Raw genomic sequence first — 25,580 nt, forward strand, 5'->3', positions numbered from 1 at the left:
GCAGTCCGCCGCCCTCCCCCGCGCCCGGACCCGGCATGTCAGGGCCGGGTCCGGGCATCGGCGGACGGAGGGCGGGGGCCTGGTCGCGTCGTCGCCCTGCCCACCGATCGGACCTTCCGGCCAGCGATCCCTACCCCGGCATGCCGGAGCCGCCGGCTCGGTACGGCGCGTCCGGGTCGGCGCCCGGCGGCTCCGGTGCCAACTCCGGTTCGGAGGTGGACAACCGCGCGGAGTGCTGTGCGGAGCCCTCGTTCGCTGACGTTGTCGTCAACTACTGCCGTCACCCCATACAGAAGCCCCGCCAGGACACACCTGACGGGGCTTCTGCATTGCTATCGCGTATGCCGGACTCGGCATCAGCTCGGCGCGATCAGTTGTCTATCCCCCGGAGGGAATCTGTCGCAGTAATTCACCGGACAGGAATTGCATGAATCCCTCGAAATCTCGCGCGATCACCTGTACCCCGGACTCTTCCACCTCATAAATATCACCGATGAGGGATCCGCCTTCCAGTCGAACAATCTCTCCGGTTTGACGATCGGCGGCAAACAATGCGCCGCCACCGTCAGAGCCAAACACGGCGACAGTCCGATCGGGAACGCTACTCACCTGCGTTGGCTGAGCACCACGCACTCCCTCAACCACATACTCGGCCTCGTCGACAAAGAACCCTGGACCGACATCAGGCAAGGAGATTTGTGCAACGTGCGAATAGAAGTCGATCAAATCCCTCGCACCCGCGTCGCTCAGGACCGCAGCGAGCGCGTCGCGACCGCTGCCATCTGCGGATCTTGACACATAGTGCTCACCGGGCGGATAGCCATGCATAGTCTCGAACCCTGCGACGAACCGTGAGGCTAGGCGCGACATTTCATCGATCCAGCTATCAACGTTCGGCCCAGAAATAGGCACCATATCCCCTATCAATCTGCCCCGCGAAGTCTTCTATTTGAGCTCGCGAGGGGTTCGGGTTCATGTCATGGAACCATTTCCATTGGTTGGTTATCTCTTGATGGACGTTGGCTCCACGAAACTTCATCCTACTGCCGGGCACCCCTCGCATGTTGGATGGCGCATCGAAATCAAAGTCACCAAGCTCCGGATGGTTTCGATACTCCTGCGGGATGGCATGGTGGGCATCCCAATCATCTGGCAGCCGCTTCATGCCGCTGCGGTGCAAGTGCGCCTGGAACCTACCTCGGTAGTTGCCGATGTCGATGGTAGGAGCTTCAGGCGCCTTACCCGTAGGACATCCGTTGCTGTTGTGAACGAGTACCGGAGTCTGCCCCGCCAGCACATAGTACGTGGGGGGACACGCATCAGCCCGGGGGAACGGTCCTGGGCCGGCGGGCAGCGGTACGCAGGTGTTGCCGGGTGTCCAGCCCGCCCCGGGATTGCAGTGGGCGACGCCGGTGTCGGGGTCGAGGAGGTTGCCGTTGGCACGTAGCCGTGGGACATTCCGTCACCCCGGAGGCACGCCAGTGTCCTCAGCATCCGCCGAATTCCGGATACAAAATTGCGCTCTCCGCCGACTTTTGGGATGCGAACAGAGAGGAAAGCATCGAGAACGAATGGTGGATATGCTTCACAGAGGTCAACGAAATCCGTGGGGAATTTCGTTCCGACTTCGCGTTCGACATAATTCCAGTCGATGCGCCGGCCACCACCGACTCGGCGGCTCGTGGGATTCCAGTGTCCTGATTCGTTAGTTCGTGTGCAGTATGCGGCGAGGGTTTCGAGGATCTGGTCTGCGGTCTTGGTCCACACGAACGGCTTGGGGTTCTTGTTCCATTCGTTGATCCAGCCGCGATGTCCCGTTCGAGCTCGACGACGCTGCGGTGGGCCGAGCGGCGCCGCCCCGGAACTCAGCTGGGCTGCTCCATGGAACCCTGGCTCAGGTACAACGAAACCCTGATAGGAGTATCATCGGGGTCAAGATGCTCAAGACCTAGGATGACGTGAACGTTGGCAACCTTCCAACAATCCACGTACACAAAGGGGAATTCGTCCTTGTCCAGCACCAAGTCTTCTGACCCAACCGAGAATTTCTGACCAAGTAGCTGAACAAGCCGGTTCGCCAGCTCCCGACAGTAATGGATTTGGTCCTTATACCCTTCGGATACAGCCTTGATGTAGTCGGCCGAATTCCAATCGACCTGCCACTCCTTTAGCGTAACACCGACGGCTACGGCGTCCCTGTCATATTCGATACCCAACAGAAGGCTGCCAAGCCCCAAGCGCTTCGGATACGGAAGAGACACTGAACCGACCGGTTCCCAGCCCGAAACGACGAGTTCAGACGAGATCTCCTCCGCGTCCCACGGACGTTCGAACCGTACAGCCACCTCTACGAGCTCAAGCACCGATTGCAGATCAACGTCAAAAATCATTTCATCCCCACTGTCGATACATGAAAGACCTGAAGTGCACCGCTTTCCATCTCCTCTGGGAACCATTCCTGGAAGACCGCCCGGTAAAATGCGGCACCACTGACATTTGAAACAGCATAGCGGACACCGCTACCGCCTAGAGCACCATTCAATCCGAGGAGGCGTCGCGCCTGGCCGACCGCGGTATCTTCATTGAAGACTGTTCGAGGATGCGAAGGGTTATAGAGACTCTTGTTCCAGGAGCCAGGGTGGTCATTTCCAGTCCACTTCGCCTCAGTGATGAAGCCATTCGCATCCGGCCCGCCGTCTACCTTGATCAACTGCCCGTTATGCTGCCACCACTGCTCTTCATCTGCACCGGTGACATATTCTTGATATCGGAACCCGACATTGCTCCGCTTCTGTGCTTCAGAAATTTTGTACGTGCCCTGGAAGACCGGACAGCCGCCTGACCCCACATGGTACGTGGGGGGACACGCATCAGCCCGGGGGAACGGTCCTGGGCCGGCGGGCAGTGGTACGCAGGTGTTGCCGGGTGTCGAGCCCGCCCCGGGATTGCAGTAGGCGACGCCGGTGTCGGGGTCGAGGAGGTTGCCGTTGCCGGTGCACTGGAGGCCGAGGAGGCCGCCGGCGCAGAAGCCGCTGCCGTCGGGGAACTGCTTGAAGTACTCCGCGAGATCCTCAGCGGAGAATTCGAGCTCCTTGAGCGACAGGGTGAAGGAGTCGTCGACGAACTCGTCGTGTTCGGCGTCGGTCCCAGCCTCGGGGCTCGGCCGGGCGGAGGGCGTGGTGAGCGCATCGGCGATCAGGTCCTCCCACGGCGGCGGAGGCGGAGGAGGGGGAGGGCCGACGTTGCCGCAGTCGTAGACGCACCCGCCAGAGCCGGGGCCAAGGCCGGGGCCGGGGCCGGGGCCATGACCGGAACCGGGGCCACTCGGGCTGATGACACTCCCCCGGTAGGGGCCGGTGCGGTAGTTGTTTCCTGGCGTCTTCTTCGGCCGGGGCTTGGGACCGCACGGCGGGCCACCAGGCAGCTCGCACGGGTGGGCCCCGAGGGTGCCCCCTGCGGTGTAGAAATCCCAGAACCAGCCGACGGGACCAAGGAGCCGTTTCCCGAGGGTGCGGGCAACCTGGCCAGGATGCCGGACTACCCAGCGCGCCCCCTTCTTCGCAAATCTTCCGGCTGTGTTGGCGTATCGCTCGGCCTCCCGGATGCCGTCATCGATCCACGTCGGCGTGCAGACCCCCCAAAGGCAGGCTTTGTGTCCGCTGGGGTCGGTGTTCAGCAGCGGGCTGCCGTTGCCGTAGCCGTACCGGTTGGCCGCGATGGACGGAACGGGGTTGAGCGTCCAGGTGTCGCGGGAGGAGAAGCCTCCGGTGGCCGGGTCGTACCAGCGGGCGTGCATGTTCACCTGGCCCGTGTCCGGGTCCGTGTACTCGCCCTGATAACCCAGCGTGCCGGTCGCCCCGGTCCGCGCGGTGACCTCGCCGAACGGCGAGTAGCCGGCCGAGCCGTCCAGCGCGCCGGTGGCCGGGTCGAAGGAACCCGTCACATCGCCGTGCTGGTCGGACAGGATCGCCGCGGCGCCCGTGCCGTCCGCGTCCGCCGAGGACAACGCCTCGCCCGACGGGCCGCGGAAGACCAGCTGTCCGCCGCCGGAGACCAGGTTGTTGGACTGGTCGGCGTAGGCCAGGGTCCGCGTGCCCTGCTCGACCAGGCGGCCCAGCGCGTCGTAGGCGTACGTCGTGCCATCACTGGTGATCATCCGGCCCTGCGCGTCGAACGCCGCCGTGTGACTGCCGTCCGGGCCGCTGCTGCCGGTGCGGGTGCCGCGCGCCGAGTACGTGTACGTCACGTCCCCGGCCGCCAGCAGGCGGTTGCGCTCGTCGTAGACCGCCGTCACGTCTCCGGCGCCGGTGCGGTTGCCCGCCGCGTCCCACGTGTAGTCGGTGACCGTGCCGTCGGCGCCCGTCCAGCTCGTCAGGCGGCCCGCCCGGTCGTAGCCGTAGGACTGGCTGCCCGAACCCGCCGTGCCCGTCGTCGTCCTGCCCGTCAGACGGGAGGCGTCGTCGTAGGCGTAGCCCACCGACGCCGTGGCCGTGCCGCCCGGTGCCTCAAGGGTGTCCGAGGTCAGGCGGTCCAGCGCGTCGTAGGCCAGGGACCGGGTGGCGCCGCTCGTGCCGTAGCCGATCGACGTCAGCCGCGAGGCCGCGTCGTAGCCGTATGTCCGCGTCGCCTGTGTCAGCGGGTCCGCCGCCGTCCGCAGACGGCCCGCCGTGTCGTAGCCGAAGGTGGCCTGGCCCGCCGCGTCCGTGCGGCCGGTCAGCCTGCCCTCCTCGTCGTAGCCGAAGCTCGCCGTGCCGGACGGGCCGTCGGAGGACAGCAGGTTGCCGCGGTCGTCGTAGGTGAAGGTGTCCGTGCCGCCCGGCGCACCGGCCGAGGTCAGCCGGCCGGCCGCGTCGTAGCCGAAGGTGTCCGGTGTCGTGGACGCCTCGGCGCCGGAGCCGGTGACCTCGGTGAGGCGGCCGAGCGCGTCGAACGTGCGTTGCAGGGTCACCCCGCCCGGCTGAAGCTCCCGCACCGGCCGGCCGGCCGCGTCGTACACCGTCGTCCAGGTGCGGTCCGCGGCGTCCGGGTGGGCCGTGGTGGACGGCTCCACCACCGACTCCGGCTCGCCGTGGCTGGTGTAGGTGTACCAAGTGGTGTTGCCCCGCCCGTCCGTCAGCCGCGTGCGGTTGCCCGCCGCGTCGTAGCCGTACGTCGTCGTGATCGACGTGTCCGCGTCGACCGGCTCGACCAGCTTCGTCAGCCGGCCCAGCGCGTCGAAGGTCTGCTCGACCGTGTGGCCCAGCTCGTTCGTGGCCTCGACCGGGTTGCCGTCCGCGTCGTACGCGGAGCCGCGGGTGCGCAGCACCGCTCCCGTGCCGTCCTCGTCCGTGACCGTGGTCGTCCGGCCCGCCAGGTCGTGGGACGTGCGGGTCGTACGGCCCTGCGGGGTGGTCACCGACGCCGCCAGGCCGGTCGGTCCGTAGGAGTACGCCGTCTGCCCGCCCGCCGCGTCCGTGACCGTGGTCGGCTGGCCGGCCGCGTTGTAGGCGCCGGACGTCTCAAGGCCCGTCGGGCTCGTCGTCGACAGCAGGTTGCCCGCGTCGTCGTAGGTGAGCGTCGTGGTGAACGCGCCCGGTGCCGGACGGCGTTCGATCCGGGTCGTGGTGATCTGCCGTCCGAGGTCGTCGTACGTGGCCTCGGTGCGGGCGCCGGCCGGGCCGGTGGCCGACAGCCGCTCGCCCAGCAGGTCGTGGGTGAAGGTGGCCACCGGGGCGGAGGCGCCCTCCGACGGGGCCGGCCGCGTCACCTTGGCGAGGTTGCCGAGCTGGTCGTAGACGTAGGCGGTGGTCTTGCCCAGTGCGTCCGTCTCACTCGCCAGGTTGCCGGCTGCGTCGTACGTGCGGGTGATCTCGGGCGTCAGGGGCGACGTGGCGCCCGGCGGCGTGTACTCCGGCAGCGTGGTGCCGACTTCGCGGCCCAGGGCGTCGAACGCCGTGTGCACGACCTCGCCGTTCGGGCCGCGGGCGTCGGTCGCCTCACCGAAGGTGTTGTAGCCGACGGTGGTGACCGGGCGCGCGGTGGCCGCCGCGGACTGCCGCGTCTCGACCGTCACCGGCGCCGAGCGCGTCTCGGTCAGGCGGCCGAGCGTGTCGTACGTGTAGTCCGTGGTGTGCGCCGCCGGATCAGCGCCGGTGACGTTGCCCCGCGGTGAGGTCTCGGACACCACCAGGCCCCGGTCGTCGACCACACGGGTCGTGACGAGGTCGTCGGTACCGTTCTCCACCGTCCGGCGGGTGACCGCCCCGGTGACGTCGCGCTCGTAGCGGACGTTCTCGGTGCGGGTGCCGCCCGCGCCGGAGTACGTCGCGGAGAGCACCGCGCCGGCCGCGTCGTAGGTGTACGCGGTGCGCCGGGCCAGGCCGCCGGGGTCGAGGACCTCGGCGGTCGTGCGGCCCGCGGCGTCGACCTCGTACGTCGTCGTGACCGCGCCGTTGCCGGTGGTCTCACCGACCAGGTTCCCGGCGGCGTCGTAGGTGCGGTCGCTCAGCACCAGGTCGCGGGTCGAGCCGTCCGGGTCGTGGAAGCCGGACAGGATCTCCTGCGCGGGCAGCCCGTCATCGTAGTAGGTGTACCGGGTGGTGCGGCCCATCGCGTCGGTGTGCTCGGCCAGCCGTCCGGCCGGGTCGTACGCGTAGGAGTCGAGGACCACATCGGCCGCGGCGGACGGGTTGTTCGGGTCGCCGGTCCAGCCGGTCAGGGTGACTTCGGCGAGCCGGCCGAGCGCCGTGTAGGTGTAGTGGTAGGCGCGGTCGCCGGGCAGGGTGCGGCTGGTCTGGTGGCCGTAGGCGTCGTAGCCGTAGCTCTCCTGACGCCCAGCCGCGTCGGTAAGCGTGGCCAGGCGGCCACGGCTGCCGTAGGTGCGCTCCACCGTGCGGGTCGCGTCGCCGCCCGCCAGGTCGGACACGGACTCCTTCAGGACCCGGCCGTCCGCGTCGTAGGTGTACGTGGTCCGCGCCTGGTGCCGGTCGCCCGTGATCCGGTTGGTGGTCTCGGGCTCGGTGACCGTCACCGGGCGGGACTCGCCGTCGTACACCGTGGTGGTGGTCACGCCGCTCGGCTGCGCGTCCGAGGTCACCGTGGCGCCGGTCTCCCGGCCGAGCGCGTCGTACGTGTAATCGGTGACGACACCGGCCGGGTCGGTGACCACGGCGAGGTCGCCGGCCGCGGTGTACGACCGCTCGGTCACGCCGCCGCGCGCGTTGGTCGTGGTGGACAGCAGCCCGGCCGGGACCGTGCCGCCGCCGACCGCGGTCTCGGTGCCGTCGGTGAAGGTGTGGGTCTCCGTGCGGCCGGAGGGGAAGTCCGGGGTGGCCGGGGTCGTGGTGGAGACCCGGTCGCCATGGCTGTTGTAGCCGTAGCTCGTCCGGTACGTGTCGTCCGTCGCGCTGGTCGAACGGGCGTCCCGCTCGGCGGTCAGCTGGTCGTTGCGCGGGTCCAGGGGATCGGCCGTGTTGAGGTAGTAGCTGAAGTGCGAGGTGTGGCAGGTGGCCTCGTCCCCGGCGTCCCGGCACGTGGTCTGGGAGATCTTGTTGCCGCGCGCGTCGTGGCCGAGGCGGGTGACCGTGCCGTCGGGCCCGGTGGTCGCCGCCAGGAAGCCGCCGGTGTCGTACGCGAAGCCGGCCGTGTTGCCGGCCACGTCGGTCTGGGCGACCAGCCGGTTGCCCTGGAGCGGGTCGTAGGTGTAGCTGGACGTCCGGTCGTCGGGATCGGTGACCGTCACGGTCACGGTGGGCTTCTCGGGTACCGCCGCCTGGTCGTCGGTGGCGGGTTTGCCGCCGCTGCCGGTGAGCCGGTGGGCGGAGAGCCGATAGGTGCCGCCGTTCGTGTCCGTGTAGGAGGACACGCGGTCGCGCACGGTGTCGTAGCTCACCTGGGAGTGCACCCGGCCGCTGGGCAGCGTCACCTTGGTGAGCTGCTGCGCGGTGGCGCGGGAGGCGTGGTGCTCGGCGACGGTGCGTGCGCCCAGCGGGCGGGCGTAGACCGCGGCCTCGTCGATGTCTCCGGCGAAGTGGCCGGTCGTCCCGGAGGTCGCGGGCCAGTTGTTCCAGTAGCCGGCCCCGAGGTAGACGAAGCGCTGGTCGTACTGGGTGATGTCACCGCTGAGGCTGCCGGCCCGGGCGCCGTCCAGGTACAGGGTCTGGGTATTGCCCGCCGCGGTCAGCGCGGCGTGGTGCCAGTTGCCGTCATTGACCGTGCCGGCCGAGGTGATGGGCGCGGTGGCGCCGTTCCAGAACTCGCCGCGCAGCTTGCCGTCCGTGCCCACATAGAGCGCGGGGGTGTACTTGCCGGGGGTGTTCTCCTCCAGGGTGTGGTCCTGATAGCTGAGGAGGACGCCGCTGCCGGTGGTGCGGAACCACAGTTCGACGGTCAGATACGGGGTGTCGGAGACCAGTTGGTCCGGCAGTTGCACGGACGACGTGCTGCCGTTGAAGGTCGCCGCGGTGTCCGGGCTTCCCGCCAGGGCGCCGGAGGTGCCCAGCTGGACGTTCCGGTAGGTGCCCGCGTGGTCGTCCCGGTCCAGCAGCAGATCGCTGGCCGCCGTGGTCGCACCCGCCTCCTCGTCCAGGCGCCAGTACGAGAACGGCCCGGCGTCCCGCACGACTGTGCGGTGGTGCGAGCCGTTGCCGTAGGTGTAGGCGGTGCAGGCACCGGCGGCGTCCTCGGGGCCGCAGACCTGTGTGAGCTGGTCGCCGTCGTAGGTGTAGGTCCAGGTGAGCGGGTCGGTGGTGGCGTCGGGCGCGTCGGTGGTGACGGTGGTCACATGGCTGCCCGCCCAGGTCAGGTGCAGGGCGCGGCCGCCGGTCGCGGTGACCGTGGTCAGTTCGCCCTCGGTGTTGTACGCGAGGGTCTGCTCGCGTCCCCGGAAGTCGGTCACCTCGGTGAGCCGCCCGGCGTCGTCGAAGACGTAACCGGTCCGGGCCTTGTCGGTCAGCCGCCAGCCGCCGCCGGTGCGGGCGGTCAGGGTGGAGAAACTGCCGTAGGGCGGTGCGTAGCTGCCGTCCGGGTTCTTGCCGAACCGCACCTGCCGGCCGCTGGGCAGGGTGATCACGATGTTGCCGGTGCCGTCGCCGTCCGGCTCGGCCCGCATGTCGTAGCGGGTGCTCCAGCCCGCCCCGAAGGCGTTGCCGGAGCGCGGGTCGCGGCTGTTGTAGGTGCGGGTGACCGTCAGGCCGGGTCCCACGGTCGCCACTTGGGCGTCGGTATCGGTGGTGGTGTAGTTGCCGATGCCGGGGTCCACCTCGCGGCCCGCGCCGTCCAGGCCCCGGCCGCCCAGGTGGGAGGTGATCGCGGGCTGCTCGACCGCAGTGGTGAAGGTGTAGTAAGGGCTGAGCGGTCCCTCGGTAGTGGCCTCACGGGACTTGACCCGCCACACGTACTGCTCGCCCCAGTTGAGCGTGGAGGACGGGACAGTCCAGGTGCGGTGCTCCACCCAGTCGGAGTCGACACAGTTCACGGGGACGTCGGTGGTGCCCTCGCAGAGCTCGAACCAGTAGTCGAGATCGGCGCCCGACGGGTAGTGGTCGAGGCTCTCGGCGTCCACGAACAGCGCGGGGGTGAGGGAGCCGACCTGTCCGCCGGGGTGCGGGTAGATGTCGGTGATGCTCGGCCCGACGTCCTGGGAGGTGACGGTGACGGTGGCGACCGGGACGCTCTGGCCGGAGAACCACTTCTGGCCGCGCAGCCGCTGCATATCGAAATTGATCTTGTACTTGCCCGGAGGCAGCGGTGGTATCCGGGCGCTGAGCGTCGCGTCGTCGCCGGGCGTGAGGCGCTCGGTGAGCCGGGTGAACGCGACGGCGTCGAGCAGGTCGCCGGTGTCGTAGTCGCGCACCCGTGCGCCGAGCCGCACCTCGTTCCAGCCGAGCGGCTCCCAGGTGAAGTCGCCGACGTTCTTCACGTTGACGGAGACCTCACCGCCCTGGTGGCCGGTCAGCGGCTCGGTCTGCGAGCCGACGCTGTACTTGGCGCCCCACGCGCTGTGGGTGATCGCCATGTAGGGCTTATTGGCGGAGTTGGCGCTGCCGAAGCGCTTCCAGGGGCCGCTGGTGGAGAAGTCCGCCCAGAGCGCCAGGCCGTGGTTGGCGGCGGTGCCCTCGACCCAGTCCTGGACCAGGTCGGTGCCCTTCTTGCCGAGGTCGATGACCCGCCATTTGGAGCCTCCGCAGTTCTCGCCGTGGGCGAAGGAGTCGGAGGCGATCACGTCGCTGTAGCTCGGCGGGCGGTTGTTCCAGGTGACCGTGGTGGAGCTCCATGCCCCGGTGACCTGGTGCACGGTCATCTTCTGCGCGGTGCAGCTGGACGACCAGACGTTGAACAGTCCCAGGTCGGCATTGAGGATGTAACGGTTTTTCAGCTGACTGCTGACGTTGTTGAACCGCATGTAGCTGATCGCGCGGCTCCCGCCCCCGTCGTAGCTGCCGATCTTGAGTTCGTCGTCCCCGGCGAAGTTCTCGTCCGGCCAGTCGTCCTGCACGAAGGAGTCGCCGTTGGTGTCGATGTCGTCCACGCTGGGGTCGACCCGCACGGGGTACTCACGCTCCGGCGCGTCCAGCCAGGCGTCGTCCAGCGCCACCTTCAGGGCCCACTGGTCCCCCTGCCGCTCCAGGCTGTAGGTGACGCCGCCGGACAGGGCCGGGCCACCGGTTCCCGGGTCGTGCGAGGAGTCCTCCATCCAGCCCTGCGGGATCACGGCCTGGGCCTCGCCCGCCGCGTCGCGCAGCAGTACGGCGCCATCGGCGTTGATCTCGGGTGTCAGTCCGTCGAGACCGAGCGGGAAGGTCCATTCACGGGGTGCGTCGGGTGAGTTGAGGACGATCGTCTCTTTGATCGCGCCGTGGTCCGCCTCCAGCACCACGTCCGAGTCCGGCCGGATGTTCTTGTAGTGAGCGGCGTCACCGTGCACCTCGGCGGCGGCGTCGGAAGCTCCGTCGACGCCGAACTCCACGCCGTGGTCGCCGCCGTCGACTCTCATCGAGGCCAGTGCGGGGTCGTCACCGCGGGACGCCAGGGTCAGCCCGGTGTCGTCGGATGCCGCGGCGAGGCGGTCGGCGCCGCTCGCGTCGCCGGCCTGGCCGCCCTTGGCCTCGCCGGCCGGGACCAGCGAGGTGTCGATCTCCTGCCAGGTGCCGGAGCCGTCCTGGTAGTGCACCGGTTCGGTGTAGAGCCGAGTGGTGTGCGTGCCGTCGGGGTTGCGGAACTCCTTGATGTTGGAGCCCCGTTCGCCGCTCACCTCCACGCTGTTCTCGCCGTCGAAGCCCGTGGGGGCAACCGCGTCGCCCTCGGCGGCCTGCCGCACGGCCTCCGGCTTCGCTTCCGGCTCGACCGGAGTGAACCCCGGGCCGCTCTCGTGGAGCGGGAGAGCCCCCTTGGCCGCCTTCAGGTCGGCGGAATCGATGCTGTTGCTGCCGTTGGCGTCCGTGCGCTCGGCACCGACCTCGTGCTTCCTGCCGGCCGCGGTACCCGTGCGCTGCGTCGGTGCCTCGGTGTCCGACCAGGGCGCGGCCCGCGCCACCGAGGTCAGCGCGGGGGGCGGCAGCAGGGTCGCGCACAGCGCCAGCAGCACGCTCCCCGACGTCAGGCCGACGGCGCGCGCCGGGCGCCCGCCGGGGTGACGGCGCCGGAAGCCCGGAAGCGTGCGCTGACGAGGTCGGCTGTGCACAGCACTCCTTCAAACCACAAGGCCGATCGCCCGCGTGAGGGGGCGACCGGCCAGATGCAGGACAGACGGATGCGCGCTGTGAAGGCGTGAAGCACCCGAGTGGCGTACACGTTAAATGATCAGCAACGTCAGCAGTGATGCCCATGACAACGCTTTTGTAACGAGATCAACCGAGATGTTCGACCTTCGCAAGTGGTTCACGGGCCCTCCAAGGGCCGTTCCCCCGGTGCCACAGGGGCAAACGGGCTCTCAGGACATCGGGCTCCGACCGACGTTGAACGGCTCCCGCCGTGATCAAGTCGAGATGAACGCGGGGATAACCTGCATCGCCGATCACGGCAGCGCGCATCTCGTTGCGGCAGCGCGCCGCGTACGCCACCCCCCGCAGCAGCGAAGGACGAGTGAAGGGCAGTCATGGCCGAGAAGAAGGCAAGTCCGCGCCGCCTGCGGAAATGGCATGCGGCGGTCGGTCTGCTCGTCTGCACGGGCGCGGTGGCCACGGCCGTTCTCGTCGCCGGTACCGGCGAACCGGCAACCGCGCCCTACGACTTCAACGGCGACGGCAAGCCCGACCTGGCCATCGGCCTGCCGGGTAACGCAGTCTCCGGTCACGCGGCGGCGGGCTCGGTCGTCATCGCCAACGGCACCGCGTCCGGGCCCGCGAGCACATCCGTGCGCATCGACCAGGAGTCCCCGGGGGTGCCCGGAGCAGCCGAGGACGACGACAGCTTCGGACAGGCTTTCGCCAGTGGAGACTTCGACAACGACGGCCACGCCGACCTCGCGATAGCCTCCCCGTTGGAAGCCGTCGACACCACCGAGGGCGCCGGAATGCTGACTGTGCACTACGGATCGTCCGGGGGCCTCTACGACTCCCGTACGGACGTCTTCACGGAAGACACGACCGGCATGCCCGGCGCCGTGGGCCGGGACGAGCTCTTCGCCTACTCCCTGGCCGCCGGGGACCTCAATGGCGACGGCTACAGTGATCTGGCGATCGGTCAGCCGCTCGACCTGGCGGGGGGCGATTCCAACGCCGGGTCCATCAAGGTGATGTTCGGTTCGGCGAGCGGCCTGACAGCCGGCTCGACCGTGTGGCTCGACCAGTCCACCGCCAATGTCCCCGGAACCCCGGAGCCCGGCGACCGCTTCGGCGAGCAGATCGCCATCGGCGACATCAACGGCGACGGCACCCAGGACCTGGTCTCGGCCACCATCGGCGAGCAGATCTCCGGCAGTTCGGACCGCGGCTCGATCCACGTGCTGTACGGACCCATTACGGACGCCCCGGCCTCCGGGGGGTACCTCGACTCCGGAAACGTCACCGGCATCGGCGAGTTCGCGGGCAGCGCACTCGCCCTCGGCCACTTCAACGACGACCCGTACACGGACGTGGCCATCGGCGTCTCCGACCAGAAGGTCGTCGAGGACGGTGCCGCCGGCCGCCTCGCGGTGGTCTACTCCGACGCCGAGGGCCTCTCCACCGACCGCGTGGAACTCTTCGATCAGGACACCCCGGGCATCGCCGGAGCCCCCGAGCAGGAGGACTACTTCGCCGCTTCGCTCGCCTCGGGTGACTTCGACGGGGACGGCGTGGACGACTTGGTCGCCGGCATGCGCAGCGAGGCGATCGGCTCGACCAAGGGTGCCGGAGCCTCCCTGGTTCTCTTCGGCAACGCAACCGGCGGCATCTCGACTTCCGGCGCTCTGTGGATCGACCAGGACACCGCCGGCGTACCCGGGGTCGTGGCCACGGCCGACCACTTCGGCTGGACCGTCGGCGCGCTGGACACGGACGGAAACGGCAGAGTCGAGCCGCTGATCGGGGCTCCCGGCAACGCGGCGGGCACAGTGACCGTGCTCGAGGCCGCCCCGGGCACGCTGGAGTCCGCCACCGCACTCGCAGAAGGCGACCTCGGCTGGTCCGCCGGGAGCGACGGCGACGCCTTCGGCATCGCGCTGCCGGCTCCGTAGCTTCTCCGCACGCCCGCACCGTCGCCGACAGGCATGGACCCGCACCGCACAGTCCGCGCCCGGGACGGTGGCTCGCGCCTCGGGCGCGGGCTTCCGTGCCGGGAAACCACTTCGTCCCCCTCTTCCGCGGCCTTCCGGCTGTGCGCGCCGAACCCTGGACGGACGCGATGGCGGCCGGTGCGGACAAAGCAGGCGCGGGCAGGGTCAGTTCAGCGACTTCTCGATCGCCTCGAAGATGTCCGCGTCGGTCTCCTGCTGCCAGGAGGGCAGCTCGGCCCAGTCGGCCACGTAACCGGGTTTCGGGTCCTCGAAGTGCTGGTACATCTGGGCGATCCAGCAGGTCGCGACATAGCGCCCCTTCTGCTCCCGGGTGAGGCGGGAGGCGTGCCCGCCGCTCAGTTCGAGGAACTGGCGCACCTGCTCGTGGACGGCCCCGGCCGCCGCCCGCTCCCACTCCGGCGTCTCGTCCCAGGGCGTCACATACCCGGGCTTCGGCTCACCGGGAAAGTGCGCGCGCATGCCCGCGATCCACGCCTCCCGGAACAACCTCGCGCCCTCGGTCCGGTCCATGCCTGCCCCTTGTCTGCCGTGGCTCTTCTCGCTGTCAGGTGTTGGCGCTCTGCCATGCTGCGGCGTGCTCGTCGAGCCTTGTGGCTTCGGCCGAGCCGCGGTTGCGGAACACCGTCAGGCTGCGGCGCATATCCGCTACGGCCTCCCGGGCGCGGGCCGAGTTCACTCCCCGCAACCCGCGCAGCGCCGTCGTCCAGGTGCCGCATGCGCTGTCCATCCGTCCCTGCCACAACTGCGCATGTCCCAGGTCGGCGAGAGTCAGTGCGTGGATCCGGGGGTGCGTCGCCGGGTTCCAGCAGCGGGCGGAGCGCCGGTACTGCTCTTCAGCGGCTTTCACGTCCCTCAGAGCGGTCAGGGCCTTTGCCGTCTGGTTGGCGAGCCGCGCCTCCGGCGGACCGCCCAGGCTTGCCCAGCCGGGCGGCTGGTCCGTCTTCGCGGTGTCCATCAGCCTCTCTGCGGTGGTGATGGCGGACAGGGCACCGGCACGGTTGCCCTCGGCCGCGTGAGCCCGGGCCAGGGTGAGCCAGAACAGGCTTTCCGTCTCCTTGTCGACCCGCCTGCGGACCCGGTTCAGCGCCGCGTCGGCCAGGTCCACGCAGTGCGTGTTGTGGCCGTTGTCGAACGCCTGGTGCGCCAGGATCCGCAGGACGTAACCGGCGTGCGCTCGCGGGTCCGCTTCCTCCGCCAACTGGAAGGAGTGCAGGTAGTAGCGCTGCGCCAGTCCCGCCCGCCCGGCATCGTGGGCTTTCCAGCCGGCGAGATACGCGAGTTCGGCGGCGGCTCCGAACATGCCGCGCCGCACCCCGTCGTCGGCGAACGTGCCACGGCAGTAGGCCGCCACGTCCGTGGCGAGATACTCCACGACCGCCGACCGGCCCGTGTCGCCGCCCAACCGCTCGTCAGCCCTGGTGAAGACCTTCGTCACCTCGCGGACGGTGGCGATCTCCGCTGCTCCGATACGCCCGCCGGCGTCGGCTCGCCGCGCTCGCTGTGCCGCCTCGGCGGTCCCCGGGGAAAGGGGCAGCGCCAGAGCGCTCACCGAGTACGCGGTGGTGCTGAGAAACCTGCGTCGGTCCACGTCCGCCCGTCCTAGGTGCGCGAGGGACTCGACCGGATCGGCTGCGAGTCCGGGGCCGCCCGCGTCTTCGGGCGACGGTAGCCCGATGTCGGCCGGCGTGACGAGACGCCCGAGTCTCCGGGAGAGAGCTTCGGCGACATAGCGGGTGGTTGTCGTCCTCGGCGGCGTCCCCGCCACCCAGTACGCCACGGCCGCGGAGCTCGTGCGGACCGTGTCGTCGCCGTTCTCCGCGGCCACCTCGCGAACGCGCCGCGCAAGAGCCGCGTAGCTCATCCCGGCTTCTTGCAGGACGGAACGGAGCGCCTCGTTCGGCTGCCTTCCCTGACGGGACATACCCCTCCCCTGGCGGCGGCATTGAGCACGTTGAGCGACCTGAGCCCACCGGGCCCGTAGTTACCCAAAGCTCCCATCAGTTTACTGAGCGTACGAAAGCCCGGAAGAGTGCGCTCGACGGAAGAGGTTCTTCGCCATGGCACCATCCCCCGCCTTCGCGAGCCGCGGTGCTCACGCCGATCTCCCGGACACGGCCGACGCGGCCCGCCCCGTCTCCGGGACACTCGTCAACCGCGCCGCTGACGGCCGCGTTCCGGCGTACGGCACCCCGGCCAACCGCGCCAACCGGCTGGACCTCGTCTTCGACCGTGCCGAGGACGGCGACCCATACCGCTGGCCGGGCCGCGCCCGCGTTGTGGTAACCGAGTACTTGATGCGCTGGGAACTCGCCGGCTTCGTGGACGAGATGCGGCTCTTGGTCTCAGAGCTCGTCAGCAACGCCGTACGCCACGGCTGGGGCGACCGGACGAGTCTCCACATGACCCGGGAGGACGGGAAGGTCCATCTCACCGTCGCCGGCGAGTCCACGGGCCGGCCCGGCCTGCGCGATCCAGGCCCGGACGAGGAGAACGGCCGCGGTCTTCAGCTCGTCGACCACATCGCCGACGTGTGGGGAACGGACGGCGACGGCACCGTGTGGTGCTCGGTCAGCACTGCTGCCGACGAGGATCCACGGCCCACGGCTACGAACGCAGACTGACTTTCGGTCAACGCTCCACCTCGTCCTGCCATCAGCAGGGGGGAGGCGGGCATGTCGCCGGACAACACCAGTGAGGAGCTGACGTGCCAGTACCCCATGACATCGCGGCGGAGCGCGAGCTCTGGGACGCCTACGCCGGCAGTGCCCGCAACGACGTGACGGATGCGGAGCCTGTCTTCAACTGGACGCAGTACAAAGGCCACGGTCCGGGGCCCGAGCTCCTCGGCAGGCCGGGCAGTGTGCTGGAGATCGGGTGCGGCACCGGACGTGCGCTCGCCTGCCTCGCTCAGCGGGGCGTCAAGGCGAAGGGGGTGGATCTCTCCCCCGTCATGGTCGGGAACGTCTCGAAGCGGTGGGGGCCGCTGGGGGTCGAGTTCGTGTGTGCGGAAGTCCTGGAGTTCCTGTCGGAGGACCGGGCGGCCTACGACGCCGTGTACTCGGTCTTCGGGGCCGTCTGGTTCTGCGACCCCGGCCGGCTCTTCCCGCTGGTCGCGCAGCGGTTGAACCCCGGTGGCGTCTTCGCGTTCTCGCAGCCGCCCGCCATTCCCGGGGCCTACGGGCCGCAGGGCATGTACAAGGGCGGCTTCGCCGGTCCGGCCCTGTTCACCTACCGCTACAGCTACAAGCCGGAGGTCTGGGCCCGCTTCCTCACTCGCGCGGGGTTCCGGGACGTTGACGTACTCGTGCTGGACGCTCCCGTCCCGGGGCACATCGGCACACTGATCGCCACGGCTTCGGCACCGCCGTGAACAGGTCCCCGGCCGGGCCCGTACGGCGGCCGCCTACACGGCGCCCGTCGAGGGCGGGCGTACGCCGCCGGGCCCCGTGAACGGCCGGGGAGAGGAGCCCTACGAGCTGGGCTTGATCGGCTTGTCCTCGTCACCGGACAGCAGCATCTGGGGGACCTGCCTGAAGGTCCACCCCTTCTTCGTGTGCTCGAACACCCACACCACGTCGAACCGGTGGCCCGGCCAGTGGTCCGGGATGTTCAGCCTGCTGCCGTCGGCTCCGGTCAGGTCTCGTGCGAGCTTGGGGATCGTCCCGTGGTGCCAGGCCACCAGGGAGGTCCCCTTCCGCCCGGCCAGCTCCTTGGCCAGCTTCTTCTCGTCGTCGTTGTCGTAGGAGGTGTCGATCGTCTTTCCGAGCTTGTCCGCCAGGGGGGTCACGGTCTCGATCGGGCGCCGGCTGACGGGCCGCCCGTGGTGCTCCGCAGAGGTGGCGTAGATCCGGTGCGGACGGGACAGGCCGGAGCGCGGAATGCCCTCGTACGGTGCGAACAGTTCCGCCAGCGCACCGGCCCGCTGCCAGCCCCGCACCGCGAGGGAGTCCTTGTCCTGCTCCCCGGACTCCTCGACCCCGTACGGAAGACTGCCGTCGTCGGCGGGCTTCTCCGCATGCCGGATGATCATCACGGTGGTGCCGGTCCCGTGGGCGGCCTGCCCGGCGCGCCCGGCGTCACCGGAGGCCGAGGCGGAACCTCCGGCCAGAGCCGGAACCGCCACCACCGCGGCGCAGGCGGCGGCCGACCTCTTCAGCAGCGTCCGGCGGGAACTCTTCACGGTCTTCACGGGGGTGTCTCCTCAAAGCCCTTCGGCATCGGCTTCTTTTCCCGCATCATCACCGCCGGGTCCAGAAGGCCGGGAGACGCCACAGCGCGCGCACCGCGAACCACCCGCCCAGCCGAGCCGGTTCGGCGGGACGGGGCGGGTGCCCGTCGGCGGTCCGGGGGCGGGCCCGGGCGTCAGCAGGGCGGGCCCGTCCGTCAGCGGTCGCGGACCAGGCGGACCGGGCGGCGCGGAGTGGCCGGGCCCACGGGGCCGTAGCCGAGGCGGATCAGCATCTGGATGTGGCGGGGGCGGCCGCGGCCGTCGCCGAGGGCCCAGCGCAGGTCCGGGTACTCCAGGCCCTGGTGGAGCAGGGACGCCCGGACGCCCTCGGCGGTGGCGACCAGCAGCACGTGTTCCAGGGCCTGCCCGGCGCGCAGCCAGTCGGCGCGGCGGTCGTGCGTGGTGGACAGGACGGCGATGACGGGGCGCCGTTCGAAGGCTGCGGTCGGGCGGCCGCTCGCGGGGCGCATCCCCGCGAAGTCCCGCATCGGCAGCTGCCCCGTGGCGTCCTGCGGGCCCAGGACGGAGCCGGGCATCCCGTCGAACGTTCCCTCCCGTATCCAGCGGCGGCTCTCCGCGCGCCGCATCTGGTCGTGGGTGTTGCGGCGCTCGCCCTCCGCGGTGACGCGCAGCAGCCGGGCCGTCTCGGTCGGGCCGGGGAAGGACAGCAGCACGCCCTCGGCGTGCGCGGCCTCGGTCAGTTCGGCCGGGAGTCGGCTCGGCAGGGGGTGCGCTGAGAACGGGAAGCGGCTGCTGTGCCGCTGCCACAGCGCGTCGTAGAGGTCCGGCCGGTGGCCGCCCGGGCGGGGCCGGCCGGCCAGGCGTACGGAGGCCAGCAGGTCGGGCTCGCCGGGGCGCGGCAGCAGGCGGACCACCGGCTCCCGGCCGAGGTGGGCCGCGGCCACCCGCAGGTTGAACAGGGCCGCGCCGACGGAGACGTGCAGCGCGCGGCCGACCGGGTCGGCGTGGCGCAGCGCGCGGTCGGCCGCCGCGCGGATCTCCACCACGGCGGTGGCGGGATCCATGCGGTAGCGCCAGGGCTGGGTGTTGTACATCGAGGGCGCGGCCACGGACGCGGAGATCAGCTTCTCCAGGGTGGCCGTGTCCGGCGGGGCGGTGGTCGTCATGTCGTCAGTCCTCCCGGTGCCCGGCGTGGGATGCCCGCGCCGTGGAAAACGCGCCGTCCGGGTCCCGGTCCCGCCCGGGCCCGGGTTTCAGCAGGGGCCGTGCTGCAGGGACGGCTGCGGCGCCGCCTGGGTGGCCAGGACGGCGGCCTGGATCCGGCGTTCCACGCCGAGCTTGGCGAGCAGCCGGGAGATGTGGTTCTTGACGGTCTTCTCGGAGAGGTAGAGCCGCCGGCCGATCTCGCGGTTGGTCAGCCCCTCGCCGATGAGGCCGAGGATCTCCCGCTCCCGCGGGGACAGATCGGCCAGCACCTCGCTCCGGACCTCCGCCTCCTCGTCCTCGCCGCGCAGGCTGGTCATCAGCCGGGCGGTGGTGGCGGGATCGAGCATGGACTGCCCGGAGGCCACGGTGCGGACGGCGGAGACCAGGTCGAGGCCCGTGATCTGCTTGAGGACGTAGCCGGAGGCGCCGGCCATGATGGCGTCGAGCAGCGCCTCGTCGTCGTCGAACGAGGTGAGCATCAGGCAGGCCAGGTCCGGCATCCGGTCGCGCAGCTCGCGGCAGACCGCGATGCCGTTCCCGTCGGGCAGCCGCACGTCGAGTACGGCGACGTCGGGGCGGAGCGCGGTGGCGCGGACGAGTGCCTGCTCGGCGGTGACCGCCTCGCCGACGACGTTGATGTCCGGCTCCGATTCCAGCAGGTCCTGGACCCCGCGCCGGACGACCTCGTGGTCGTCGAGCAGGAAGACCCTGATGGGCTTCTCCGGTACTGCCTCGCGTTCTTCCTCGGCCATGGTGTCCCTCGGGAGTGGTGAACCGTCGCTCCCCCGATCGTCACGCCGCCGGGGACGGGCCGGTTAGGGCCGAACGGTCCCTGGACGCCGTCCGTTGGTCACCGGCCCGGCGGGGTCCGGTACCTCGGGGCCGCGGGAGGACGGGAGCGGGTACGGGGCCGGGGCCGGGGGGGCCGTCGGGCGGGGCCGGGCCGGGCGCGCGGCGCACCGGGGGGCCTGCGGCGCGCCGGGGGGCGCGGCTCGCCGGGACCGTTGGGCGCGGACCGCCGTCCGTGGGCGTGCCCCGCACAGGCTTCCGGGGGCATGCCGCGTGTGCGGAGACGCCGGCGCGGATGCCTCCGGCGCGGCCGTTCCCGGCGCGGCGCCTCCGGCCCCGAAGTGCGCCGGGCCCCGGACGGGTCCCCTGACCCGGATCCGTACGGGGCCCGGCGCACGCCCAGCGCACGCCGGCGCGCACTCGGCGCCGCGGCCTGCCGGCCCGGCCGGTCCTGGCGGGCCCGGCGGTCCTGGCGGGCCCGGGTCAGGCCTCGGGCACTCCGCCGACGGCGAGCGGCGGGACGACCGGCGGGCACGGCTCGGGCCCGGCGAAGGCGCACTCCACGTCCACCACACCGGCCACCGCGCGGGTCAGCCGGGCCGCGACCGGGACCAGGGAGCAGTCCGGAATCCGCCCGGCGAGGACCACCATGCCCTGGTGCACACGCACCTCCACGGCCGCCGCCTCGCCGAAGAGCGGGCCGGTCACCTCGCGGCGCACCTCCTCCGCGATGTCCTCGTCGGTGCGGAGGAAGACCTTGAGCAGGTCTCCCCGGCTGACGACGCCGGCGAGGGTGCCCCCGGGGTCGGTCACCGGCAGCCTCTTGACCTTCCGCAACGCCATGATCCGCGCGGCCTCGGCGAGGGTGGCGCCGGCCCGCACGGTGACGGCGGGGGACGTCATCAGCTCTCCCGCGGTGTACGCCTCCGCCTTGACCACGTCACGCCGGCGTTCGGGATCGTCCAGGCCGGGCGGACAGAGCCTGCGGAACTCCTCCTTCGGCAGCAGATCGGCCTCGGAGACCACGCCGATGACGCGGCCGTCCTCGCCCAGCACCGGCAGGGCGCTGATCTCCCACTCCAGCATGGTCCGGACGATCTCCTTGAAGGGAGCGTCCCGGCCGACGCCGATGACCGTGTGCGTCATCACGTCATTGACGATGTGCTCTCCGCCCTGCACAGCTCCTCCTGGGTTCGTGTGGCGCTCGGGGGTACGGCCGGTCCTGCGGGTCCGGCCGGTCCTGCGGGTCCGGCCGGTCCTGCGGGTCCGGCCGTGGGAAGCCCGGAGCCGGAGCCCGGGCCGGCAGTCCGGGCCGGCAGTCCGGGCCGGCAGTCCGGGCCCGGTCGGGCCGGCCCGGACCGTCAGAGGCTGCGCAGCCAGTCGTCCACGGTGCCCTGCGCGGTCGACGCCTCGGCCGGCCGCAGCCGGGAGTCGTCGTACCGGGAGGTCAGCCGGTCGACCACCGAGACCACGCCGTCGATCTGCCCGGTCATCCGGACGGCGACGGGCACCTCGCTGCTGCGCTCCAGCTCGCCCTCCAGCGTGACCACGCCGTCGGTGACGGTGACCTTGATCGCCTGCGGCACCAGCCACAGGGTGCGGACCAGCACCTCGTCGATCACCTCGGCGCGGATCTCCTCGTCCGGCCGGAGGAAGACCTGGAGCAGGTCGCGGCGGGTGACGATGCCGACCAGCCGGTCCTCCTCGTCGATCACGGGCAGCCGCTCGACGCGGAACTTGGCCAGGGTGCGGGCCGCCTCCGCGATGGAACTCTCGGCGCGCACCGTGACCGCCGGGGAGGACATCAGTTCACCGGCCGTCAGCGCGCGGGCCTTGACGGCGGTCCGGTGAGCGGACGGGGTGAGGCGGAAGCGGTGGCGCCGCTCCCCCGAGTCCGTCTTCTCGGCCTGCCGGGCCATGAGGTCCGTCTCGGAGATCACGCCGAGGACCTTCTCGTCGTCGTCCACGACGGGCACCCCGCTGATGCGGTGCTCCGCGAGCAGGGCCGCGACGTCCTTGAACGGGGTGCTGCGGACGACCCGGACGACGTCGCCCGTCATCACGCTGCCGACCTTCCGCTGCTTCATGGCCATCTCCTCATCTCCCGGTCCTCGGCGGGCCGGTCCGGTGCCTGGGTTTCCTCGTCCGGCTCGTCCCGCCCGCCCGGTTCCGGTGGCGTTCCGGTACGGGCGGCGCGGCCACGGGTCCGCGATTCCACGATCCGTCCGGCCGCCGGCGCTTCACAGGGGCTGCCCGGGCCGGTCGCGGGGCCGTTCGGCCCCCCGGGGCCCGGGCCGTACGGCGCCCCGGCGCGGACCTCCCCCGGGAGCTCCCCCGGCCGCGCCCGGCCGGCTCCCCGCCCGGGGCCCGCCGCGGGCGGCCGCGGGCCGCCCGGCGTCCAAGAGGCCCGGGAAATGGGGGCCGTTGGGCCCGCCCGGTCCGGTCCTTCGGCACCCGGCGCACGCCGGTGCGGGGCGCCATGGTTGAAGCGTCACCCCGACCGGCGGCCACCGACCGGCAGCCCCGGACGGGAGACACCCGGAAGGGAGACACCCGGAAGGGTCCACCCCGAGCGAAGGAGCCCGTCATGGCCGTCATGCAGGAACCCCGTCTGAACCGCCGTATGCAGGTCCCGTCCCAGCGTGCGGCCCTGACCGCCCCGGAGCACGGCGCGGTCATGACCCCGGCGGGCGCGAAGACCTTCGCGATCGTCCGCATCGTGACCGGCTTCGTCTTCCTCTGGGCCTTCCTCGACAAGACCTTCGGGTGGGGCTACGCCACCCCCGCGGGCAAGGGCTGGATCGACGGCGGATCGCCCACCGAGGGCTTCCTGAGCCACGTGGCCGTCGGGCCCCTGGAGTCCTTCTTCCACGACATCGCGGGCGCCGGCTGGGCGAACTGGCTGTTCATGCTGGGCCTGCTGGGCATCGGCGTCGCGCTCCTCAGCGGTGTGGCACTGCGGCTGGCCGCCGTCGCCGGCTCCGTGATGATGATGCTGATGTGGGCGGCCGAATGGCCACTCGCACAACACCTGTCGGACGGCGCGCCGAGCATGTCGACCAACCCCGTGGCCGACTACCACCTGATCTACGCGCTGGTCCTGATCGCCCTCGCCGCCGCCTACGCCGGCAACACCTGGGGCCTGGGCCGCAAGTGGGCGGAACTGCCCATCGTCCGCAAGAACCGCTGGCTCCTCTGACCTCCCTCATGAGCCGCGGCGCGAAAGCTCCGACCGGGCCGGCGCCCAGCACCGCCGGCCCGGCCGGTGTGTCCGGGCCCGGCCCCGGGCCCGTCCTCGCACCGGGTGCCCGCGCCGCCGTCGCCACAGCCGCCACACACAACCGCCAGCACACGTTCCGGAGGAACGGAAAATGACCGTACGGGTAGGCATCAACGGATTCGGCCGCATCGGGCGCAACTACCTGCGCAGTGCCCTGGGCCGGACGGACGACACCACTCCGGTCGAGGTGGTGGCCATCAACGACATCGCGCCGACGGCGACCCTCGCCCATCTCCTGGAGTACGACTCCACCTACGGCCGACTCGGCCGCACCGTCGCGCACGACGCCGGCTCGATCACCGTGGACGGCCACCGCATCGCCGTCACCGCCGAGCGCGACCCGGCCGAACTCGCCTGGGCCGAGCACGGCGTGGACATCGTCATCGAGGCCACCGGCCGCTTCCGCACCCGCGAGGAGATCGCCCGCCACCTCAAGGCCGGCGCCCGCAAGGTGCTGCTCTCCGCGCCCGGCAAGGACGTGGACGCCACCATCGTCATGGGCGTCAACGAGACGGACTACGACCCCGAGCGGCACGAGATCGTCTCCAACGCCTCCTGCACCACCAACTGCGTGGTGCCGATGGTCAAGGTGCTCCACGAGCGCTTCGGCATCGTCAAGGGGCTGATGACGACCATCCACGGCTACACCAACGACCAGTCGGTGCTGGACAGTCCGCACAAGGACCTGCGCCGCGCCCGCACGGCCGCCGTCAGCATCATCCCGACGTCCACCGGCGCCGCCCGCGCCGTCGGCCTGGTCCTGCCCGAGCTGGCCGGGGTCCTGGACGGCATCGCGGTCCGCGTCCCCGTCGAGGACGGCTCGCTGACCGACCTCGCGCTGGTGCTGCGCCGCGCGGCCACCGCCGAGGAGATCAACGAGGCGTTCGCGGAGGCCGCCGAGGGCGGGCTGAACGGTGTGCTGCGCGTGAGCAGCGCGCCGATCGTCTCCCGCGACATCGTCGGCGACCCGGCCTCCTGCGTCGTCGACGCCCCGCTCACGCAGGCGCGCGGCGAACTGGTCAAGGTCTTCGGCTGGTACGACAACGAATGGGGCTACAGCAACCGGCTGCTGGACCTCACGGAGTACGTGGCCGCCCGGCTCTGACCGGGCGACCGCGCCCCACGGGCCCTTCCGCGCCGCCGCACCGCCCGGCGCGGAAGGGCCCGGCGCGTTCCGGGACCGCCGGTGCCCCGGCCGGGACTTGCGGCCCCTCCAACAGCCGTCTCCCGCCTGCGAGTCTGAAAACGAAGCAAGGACGTCACCACGGCGTTCACATCCCTGGAGGTAGCCACCATGTCCCGTCCCGTCACCCTCGGTCTCGACGGCTCCCGCGAGAGCATCGCCGCCGCCGACTGGGCGGCCCGCGAGGCTGAGCTCCGCGGACTGCCGCTGCGCGTCGTCCACGTCTGGGAACCGCTGCCCTACCCGCTGCCGCCGAGCACCGACGCCGAGGTCCAGCGCCACTGGGCCGAGCGCATCCCGCGCGAGGCCACCGACGAACTCGCCGCCCGCCACCCGGGCCTGGAGATCACCCGGGACCAGCTCCGGGGCCACCCGGTGGAGGTGCTGCCGCTGGTCGCGGACGAGTCGGAGCTGCTCGTCCTCGGCTCCCGCGGGCTCAAGGGCCTGACCGGCTTCCTGGTGGGCTCGGTCGGCCTGTCCACCGCGGCCCACGCCCGCCGGCCCGTCGTCCTGGTCCGGGCCGGGGAGCAGGGGGGCGACGAGCACCGGCCCGACGCGGCGGGGCGGGCCTCCACCGGCACCCCGTACAGGGACGTCGTCCTCGGACTGGACCTGGCCGGGCCCAGCGACGAGCTGCTGGAGTTCGCCTTCGACGCCGCCGCGCGGCGCGGCGCCCGGCTGCGCGTGGTGCACGGCTGGAGCGTGGCGCCCCACGGCGACCTGCCCGCGTCCGCCGACCTGGAGGCGGAGCTCGGCGAGCGGCGCGCCGGCGAGCTCGACGGGGTCCTGCGCACCTGGCGGCAGAAGTTCCCCGGGGTGGAGGTCGAGGCGCAGGCGGTCATCGGCAAGCCCGCCGACCATCTGCTGGAGTCGGGCTGCGACGCCTCGCTGGTCGTCATCGGCCGCCGTATCCGCCGCTCGCCGGTGGGGACCCACCTGGGCGCCGTCGCCCACGCGGTGCTGCACCACTGCTCGGTGCCGGTCGCGGTCGTCCCGCACGACTGAGGCCCGCGACTGAGGCCCGCGGCGGCCCGGTGCCGCTCCCGGCGGGGCGCGGCCCGGAGAAGGCGCCCGGCGCGGCCCGAACCGCAACGCGACAACGGCCCGTCGGCCGCCCCGTGAACCGGGGCCGGCCGACAGGCCGTAGCGCGGCGCGGACCGCGCGTGCGCGGCCGTTCCGGCCGGCGCCGACTGGCCGGCCTCCACGGCGTCGGGGCACCGGCGCACACCCCCCGCGTCG

General features: G+C 71.2%; 17 protein-coding genes and 1 pseudogene. 6 read left to right on the forward strand and 12 right to left on the reverse strand.

Annotated features, from left to right (window positions below; genetic code table 11):
- Positions 1-378: 378 nt before the first annotated feature.
- The 5 genes and pseudogenes from KBZ10_RS02765 to KBZ10_RS02780 form a co-directional block, all read right to left on the reverse strand.
- Positions 379-915 carry a hypothetical protein gene (locus tag KBZ10_RS02765; RefSeq protein WP_210985845.1) on the reverse strand — a complete coding sequence of 179 codons (537 nt, stop codon included), beginning with the start codon at positions 913-915 and terminating at the stop codon, positions 379-381.
- Positions 887-1,165 (reverse strand): hypothetical protein, encoded by a 279-nt coding sequence (locus KBZ10_RS02770; protein WP_210985846.1) that lies wholly within the window; start codon positions 1,163-1,165, stop codon positions 887-889. The genes KBZ10_RS02765 and KBZ10_RS02770 overlap by 29 nt, the downstream gene beginning before the upstream one ends.
- 527 nt (positions 1,166-1,692) lie before the next feature.
- A pseudogene (locus KBZ10_RS29080) lies at positions 1,693-1,853 on the reverse strand (IS630 family transposase); the annotation flags it as partial.
- Between the two features lie 12 nt (positions 1,854-1,865).
- Complete coding sequence (locus tag KBZ10_RS02775) at positions 1,866-2,363, reverse strand: hypothetical protein (RefSeq protein WP_210985847.1); 498 nt, start codon at positions 2,361-2,363, stop codon at positions 1,866-1,868.
- A 23-nt stretch (positions 2,364-2,386) separates the two neighbouring features.
- Positions 2,387-11,659 carry a DNRLRE domain-containing protein gene (locus tag KBZ10_RS02780; RefSeq protein ID WP_210985848.1) on the reverse strand — a complete coding sequence of 3,091 codons (9,273 nt, stop codon included), beginning with the start codon at positions 11,657-11,659 and terminating at the stop codon, positions 2,387-2,389.
- 414 nt (positions 11,660-12,073) lie between these two features.
- Here KBZ10_RS02780 and KBZ10_RS02785 point away from each other — a divergent pair, with 414 nt between their 5' ends.
- Positions 12,074-13,633 (forward strand): FG-GAP and VCBS repeat-containing protein, encoded by a 1,560-nt coding sequence (locus KBZ10_RS02785; protein WP_210985849.1) that lies wholly within the window; start codon positions 12,074-12,076, stop codon positions 13,631-13,633.
- A 204-nt stretch (positions 13,634-13,837) separates the two neighbouring features.
- Here KBZ10_RS02785 and KBZ10_RS02790 read toward each other — a convergent pair whose 3' ends face one another.
- The gene (locus tag KBZ10_RS02790; protein ID WP_210985850.1) at positions 13,838-14,203 is read right to left on the reverse strand and encodes a hypothetical protein; all 366 of its coding nucleotides are present in this window, start codon (positions 14,201-14,203) and stop codon (positions 13,838-13,840) included.
- Between the two features lie 34 nt (positions 14,204-14,237).
- Entirely contained in the window at positions 14,238-15,614 is a 1,377-nt protein-coding gene (locus tag KBZ10_RS02795; protein WP_210985851.1) for a hypothetical protein, read from the reverse strand.
- A gap of 136 nt (positions 15,615-15,750) precedes the next feature.
- Here KBZ10_RS02795 and KBZ10_RS02800 point away from each other — a divergent pair, with 136 nt between their 5' ends.
- Entirely contained in the window at positions 15,751-16,314 is a 564-nt protein-coding gene (locus KBZ10_RS02800; RefSeq protein ID WP_210985852.1) for an ATP-binding protein, read from the forward strand.
- Between the two features lie 83 nt (positions 16,315-16,397).
- Positions 16,398-17,063 (forward strand): bifunctional 2-polyprenyl-6-hydroxyphenol methylase/3-demethylubiquinol 3-O-methyltransferase UbiG, encoded by a 666-nt coding sequence (locus KBZ10_RS02805; protein ID WP_210985853.1) that lies wholly within the window; start codon positions 16,398-16,400, stop codon positions 17,061-17,063.
- Positions 17,064-17,162: 99 nt separating this feature from the next.
- On the opposite strand, the gene KBZ10_RS02810 is transcribed toward KBZ10_RS02805, so the two are convergent.
- From KBZ10_RS02810 to KBZ10_RS02830, 5 genes are all read right to left on the reverse strand, one after another.
- Complete coding sequence (locus KBZ10_RS02810; RefSeq protein ID WP_210985854.1) at positions 17,163-17,882, reverse strand: hypothetical protein; 720 nt, start codon at positions 17,880-17,882, stop codon at positions 17,163-17,165.
- A 194-nt stretch (positions 17,883-18,076) separates the two neighbouring features.
- Complete coding sequence (locus KBZ10_RS02815; protein ID WP_210985855.1) at positions 18,077-19,048, reverse strand: hypothetical protein; 972 nt, start codon at positions 19,046-19,048, stop codon at positions 18,077-18,079.
- An 87-nt stretch (positions 19,049-19,135) separates the two neighbouring features.
- Complete coding sequence (locus tag KBZ10_RS02820; protein ID WP_210985856.1) at positions 19,136-19,840, reverse strand: response regulator transcription factor; 705 nt, start codon at positions 19,838-19,840, stop codon at positions 19,136-19,138.
- Between the two features lie 520 nt (positions 19,841-20,360).
- Positions 20,361-21,056 carry a CBS domain-containing protein gene (locus KBZ10_RS02825; RefSeq protein ID WP_307847155.1) on the reverse strand — a complete coding sequence of 232 codons (696 nt, stop codon included), beginning with the start codon at positions 21,054-21,056 and terminating at the stop codon, positions 20,361-20,363.
- Positions 21,057-21,238: 182 nt separating this feature from the next.
- Positions 21,239-21,964: a CBS domain-containing protein gene (locus KBZ10_RS02830; RefSeq protein ID WP_210985857.1), complete on the reverse strand. Its 726-nt coding sequence runs from the start codon at positions 21,962-21,964 to the stop codon at positions 21,239-21,241.
- A 500-nt stretch (positions 21,965-22,464) separates the two neighbouring features.
- Here KBZ10_RS02830 and KBZ10_RS02835 point away from each other — a divergent pair, with 500 nt between their 5' ends.
- From KBZ10_RS02835 to KBZ10_RS02845, 3 genes are all read left to right on the forward strand, one after another.
- Positions 22,465-23,076 carry a DoxX family membrane protein gene (locus KBZ10_RS02835; protein ID WP_210985858.1) on the forward strand — a complete coding sequence of 204 codons (612 nt, stop codon included), beginning with the start codon at positions 22,465-22,467 and terminating at the stop codon, positions 23,074-23,076.
- Between the two features lie 172 nt (positions 23,077-23,248).
- The gene (gap, locus tag KBZ10_RS02840; RefSeq protein ID WP_210985859.1) at positions 23,249-24,262 is read left to right on the forward strand and encodes a type I glyceraldehyde-3-phosphate dehydrogenase; all 1,014 of its coding nucleotides are present in this window, start codon (positions 23,249-23,251) and stop codon (positions 24,260-24,262) included.
- Positions 24,263-24,451: 189 nt separating this feature from the next.
- Positions 24,452-25,345: a universal stress protein gene (locus KBZ10_RS02845; protein ID WP_210985860.1), complete on the forward strand. Its 894-nt coding sequence runs from the start codon at positions 24,452-24,454 to the stop codon at positions 25,343-25,345.
- Positions 25,346-25,580: the final 235 nt, after the last annotated feature.

This window comes from Streptomyces sp. F63 (assembly GCF_018070345.1).
GTDB lineage: Bacteria > Actinomycetota > Actinomycetes > Streptomycetales > Streptomycetaceae > Streptomyces.

Bases quoted from the DNA above. Each gene is read 5' to 3' on its own strand.
- KBZ10_RS02795 (WP_210985851.1), bottom strand. From the start codon at position 15,614: ATGTCCCGTCAGGGAAGGCAGCCGAACGAGGCGCTCCGTTCCGTCCTG.
- KBZ10_RS02770 (WP_210985846.1), bottom strand. From the start codon at position 1,165: ATGAAGCGGCTGCCAGATGATTGGGATGCCCACCATGCCATCCCGCAG.
- KBZ10_RS02820 (WP_210985856.1), bottom strand. From the start codon at position 19,840: ATGGCCGAGGAAGAACGCGAGGCAGTACCGGAGAAGCCCATCAGGGTC.
- KBZ10_RS02830 (WP_210985857.1), bottom strand. From the start codon at position 21,964: ATGAAGCAGCGGAAGGTCGGCAGCGTGATGACGGGCGACGTCGTCCGG.
- KBZ10_RS02765 (WP_210985845.1), bottom strand. From the start codon at position 915: ATGGTGCCTATTTCTGGGCCGAACGTTGATAGCTGGATCGATGAAATG.
- KBZ10_RS02815 (WP_210985855.1), bottom strand. From the start codon at position 19,048: ATGACGACCACCGCCCCGCCGGACACGGCCACCCTGGAGAAGCTGATC.
- gap (WP_210985859.1), top strand. From the start codon at position 23,249: ATGACCGTACGGGTAGGCATCAACGGATTCGGCCGCATCGGGCGCAAC.
- KBZ10_RS02785 (WP_210985849.1), top strand. From the start codon at position 12,074: ATGGCCGAGAAGAAGGCAAGTCCGCGCCGCCTGCGGAAATGGCATGCG.
- KBZ10_RS02835 (WP_210985858.1), top strand. From the start codon at position 22,465: ATGGCCGTCATGCAGGAACCCCGTCTGAACCGCCGTATGCAGGTCCCG.
- KBZ10_RS02845 (WP_210985860.1), top strand. From the start codon at position 24,452: ATGTCCCGTCCCGTCACCCTCGGTCTCGACGGCTCCCGCGAGAGCATC.
- KBZ10_RS02790 (WP_210985850.1), bottom strand. From the start codon at position 14,203: ATGGACCGGACCGAGGGCGCGAGGTTGTTCCGGGAGGCGTGGATCGCG.
- KBZ10_RS02800 (WP_210985852.1), top strand. From the start codon at position 15,751: ATGGCACCATCCCCCGCCTTCGCGAGCCGCGGTGCTCACGCCGATCTC.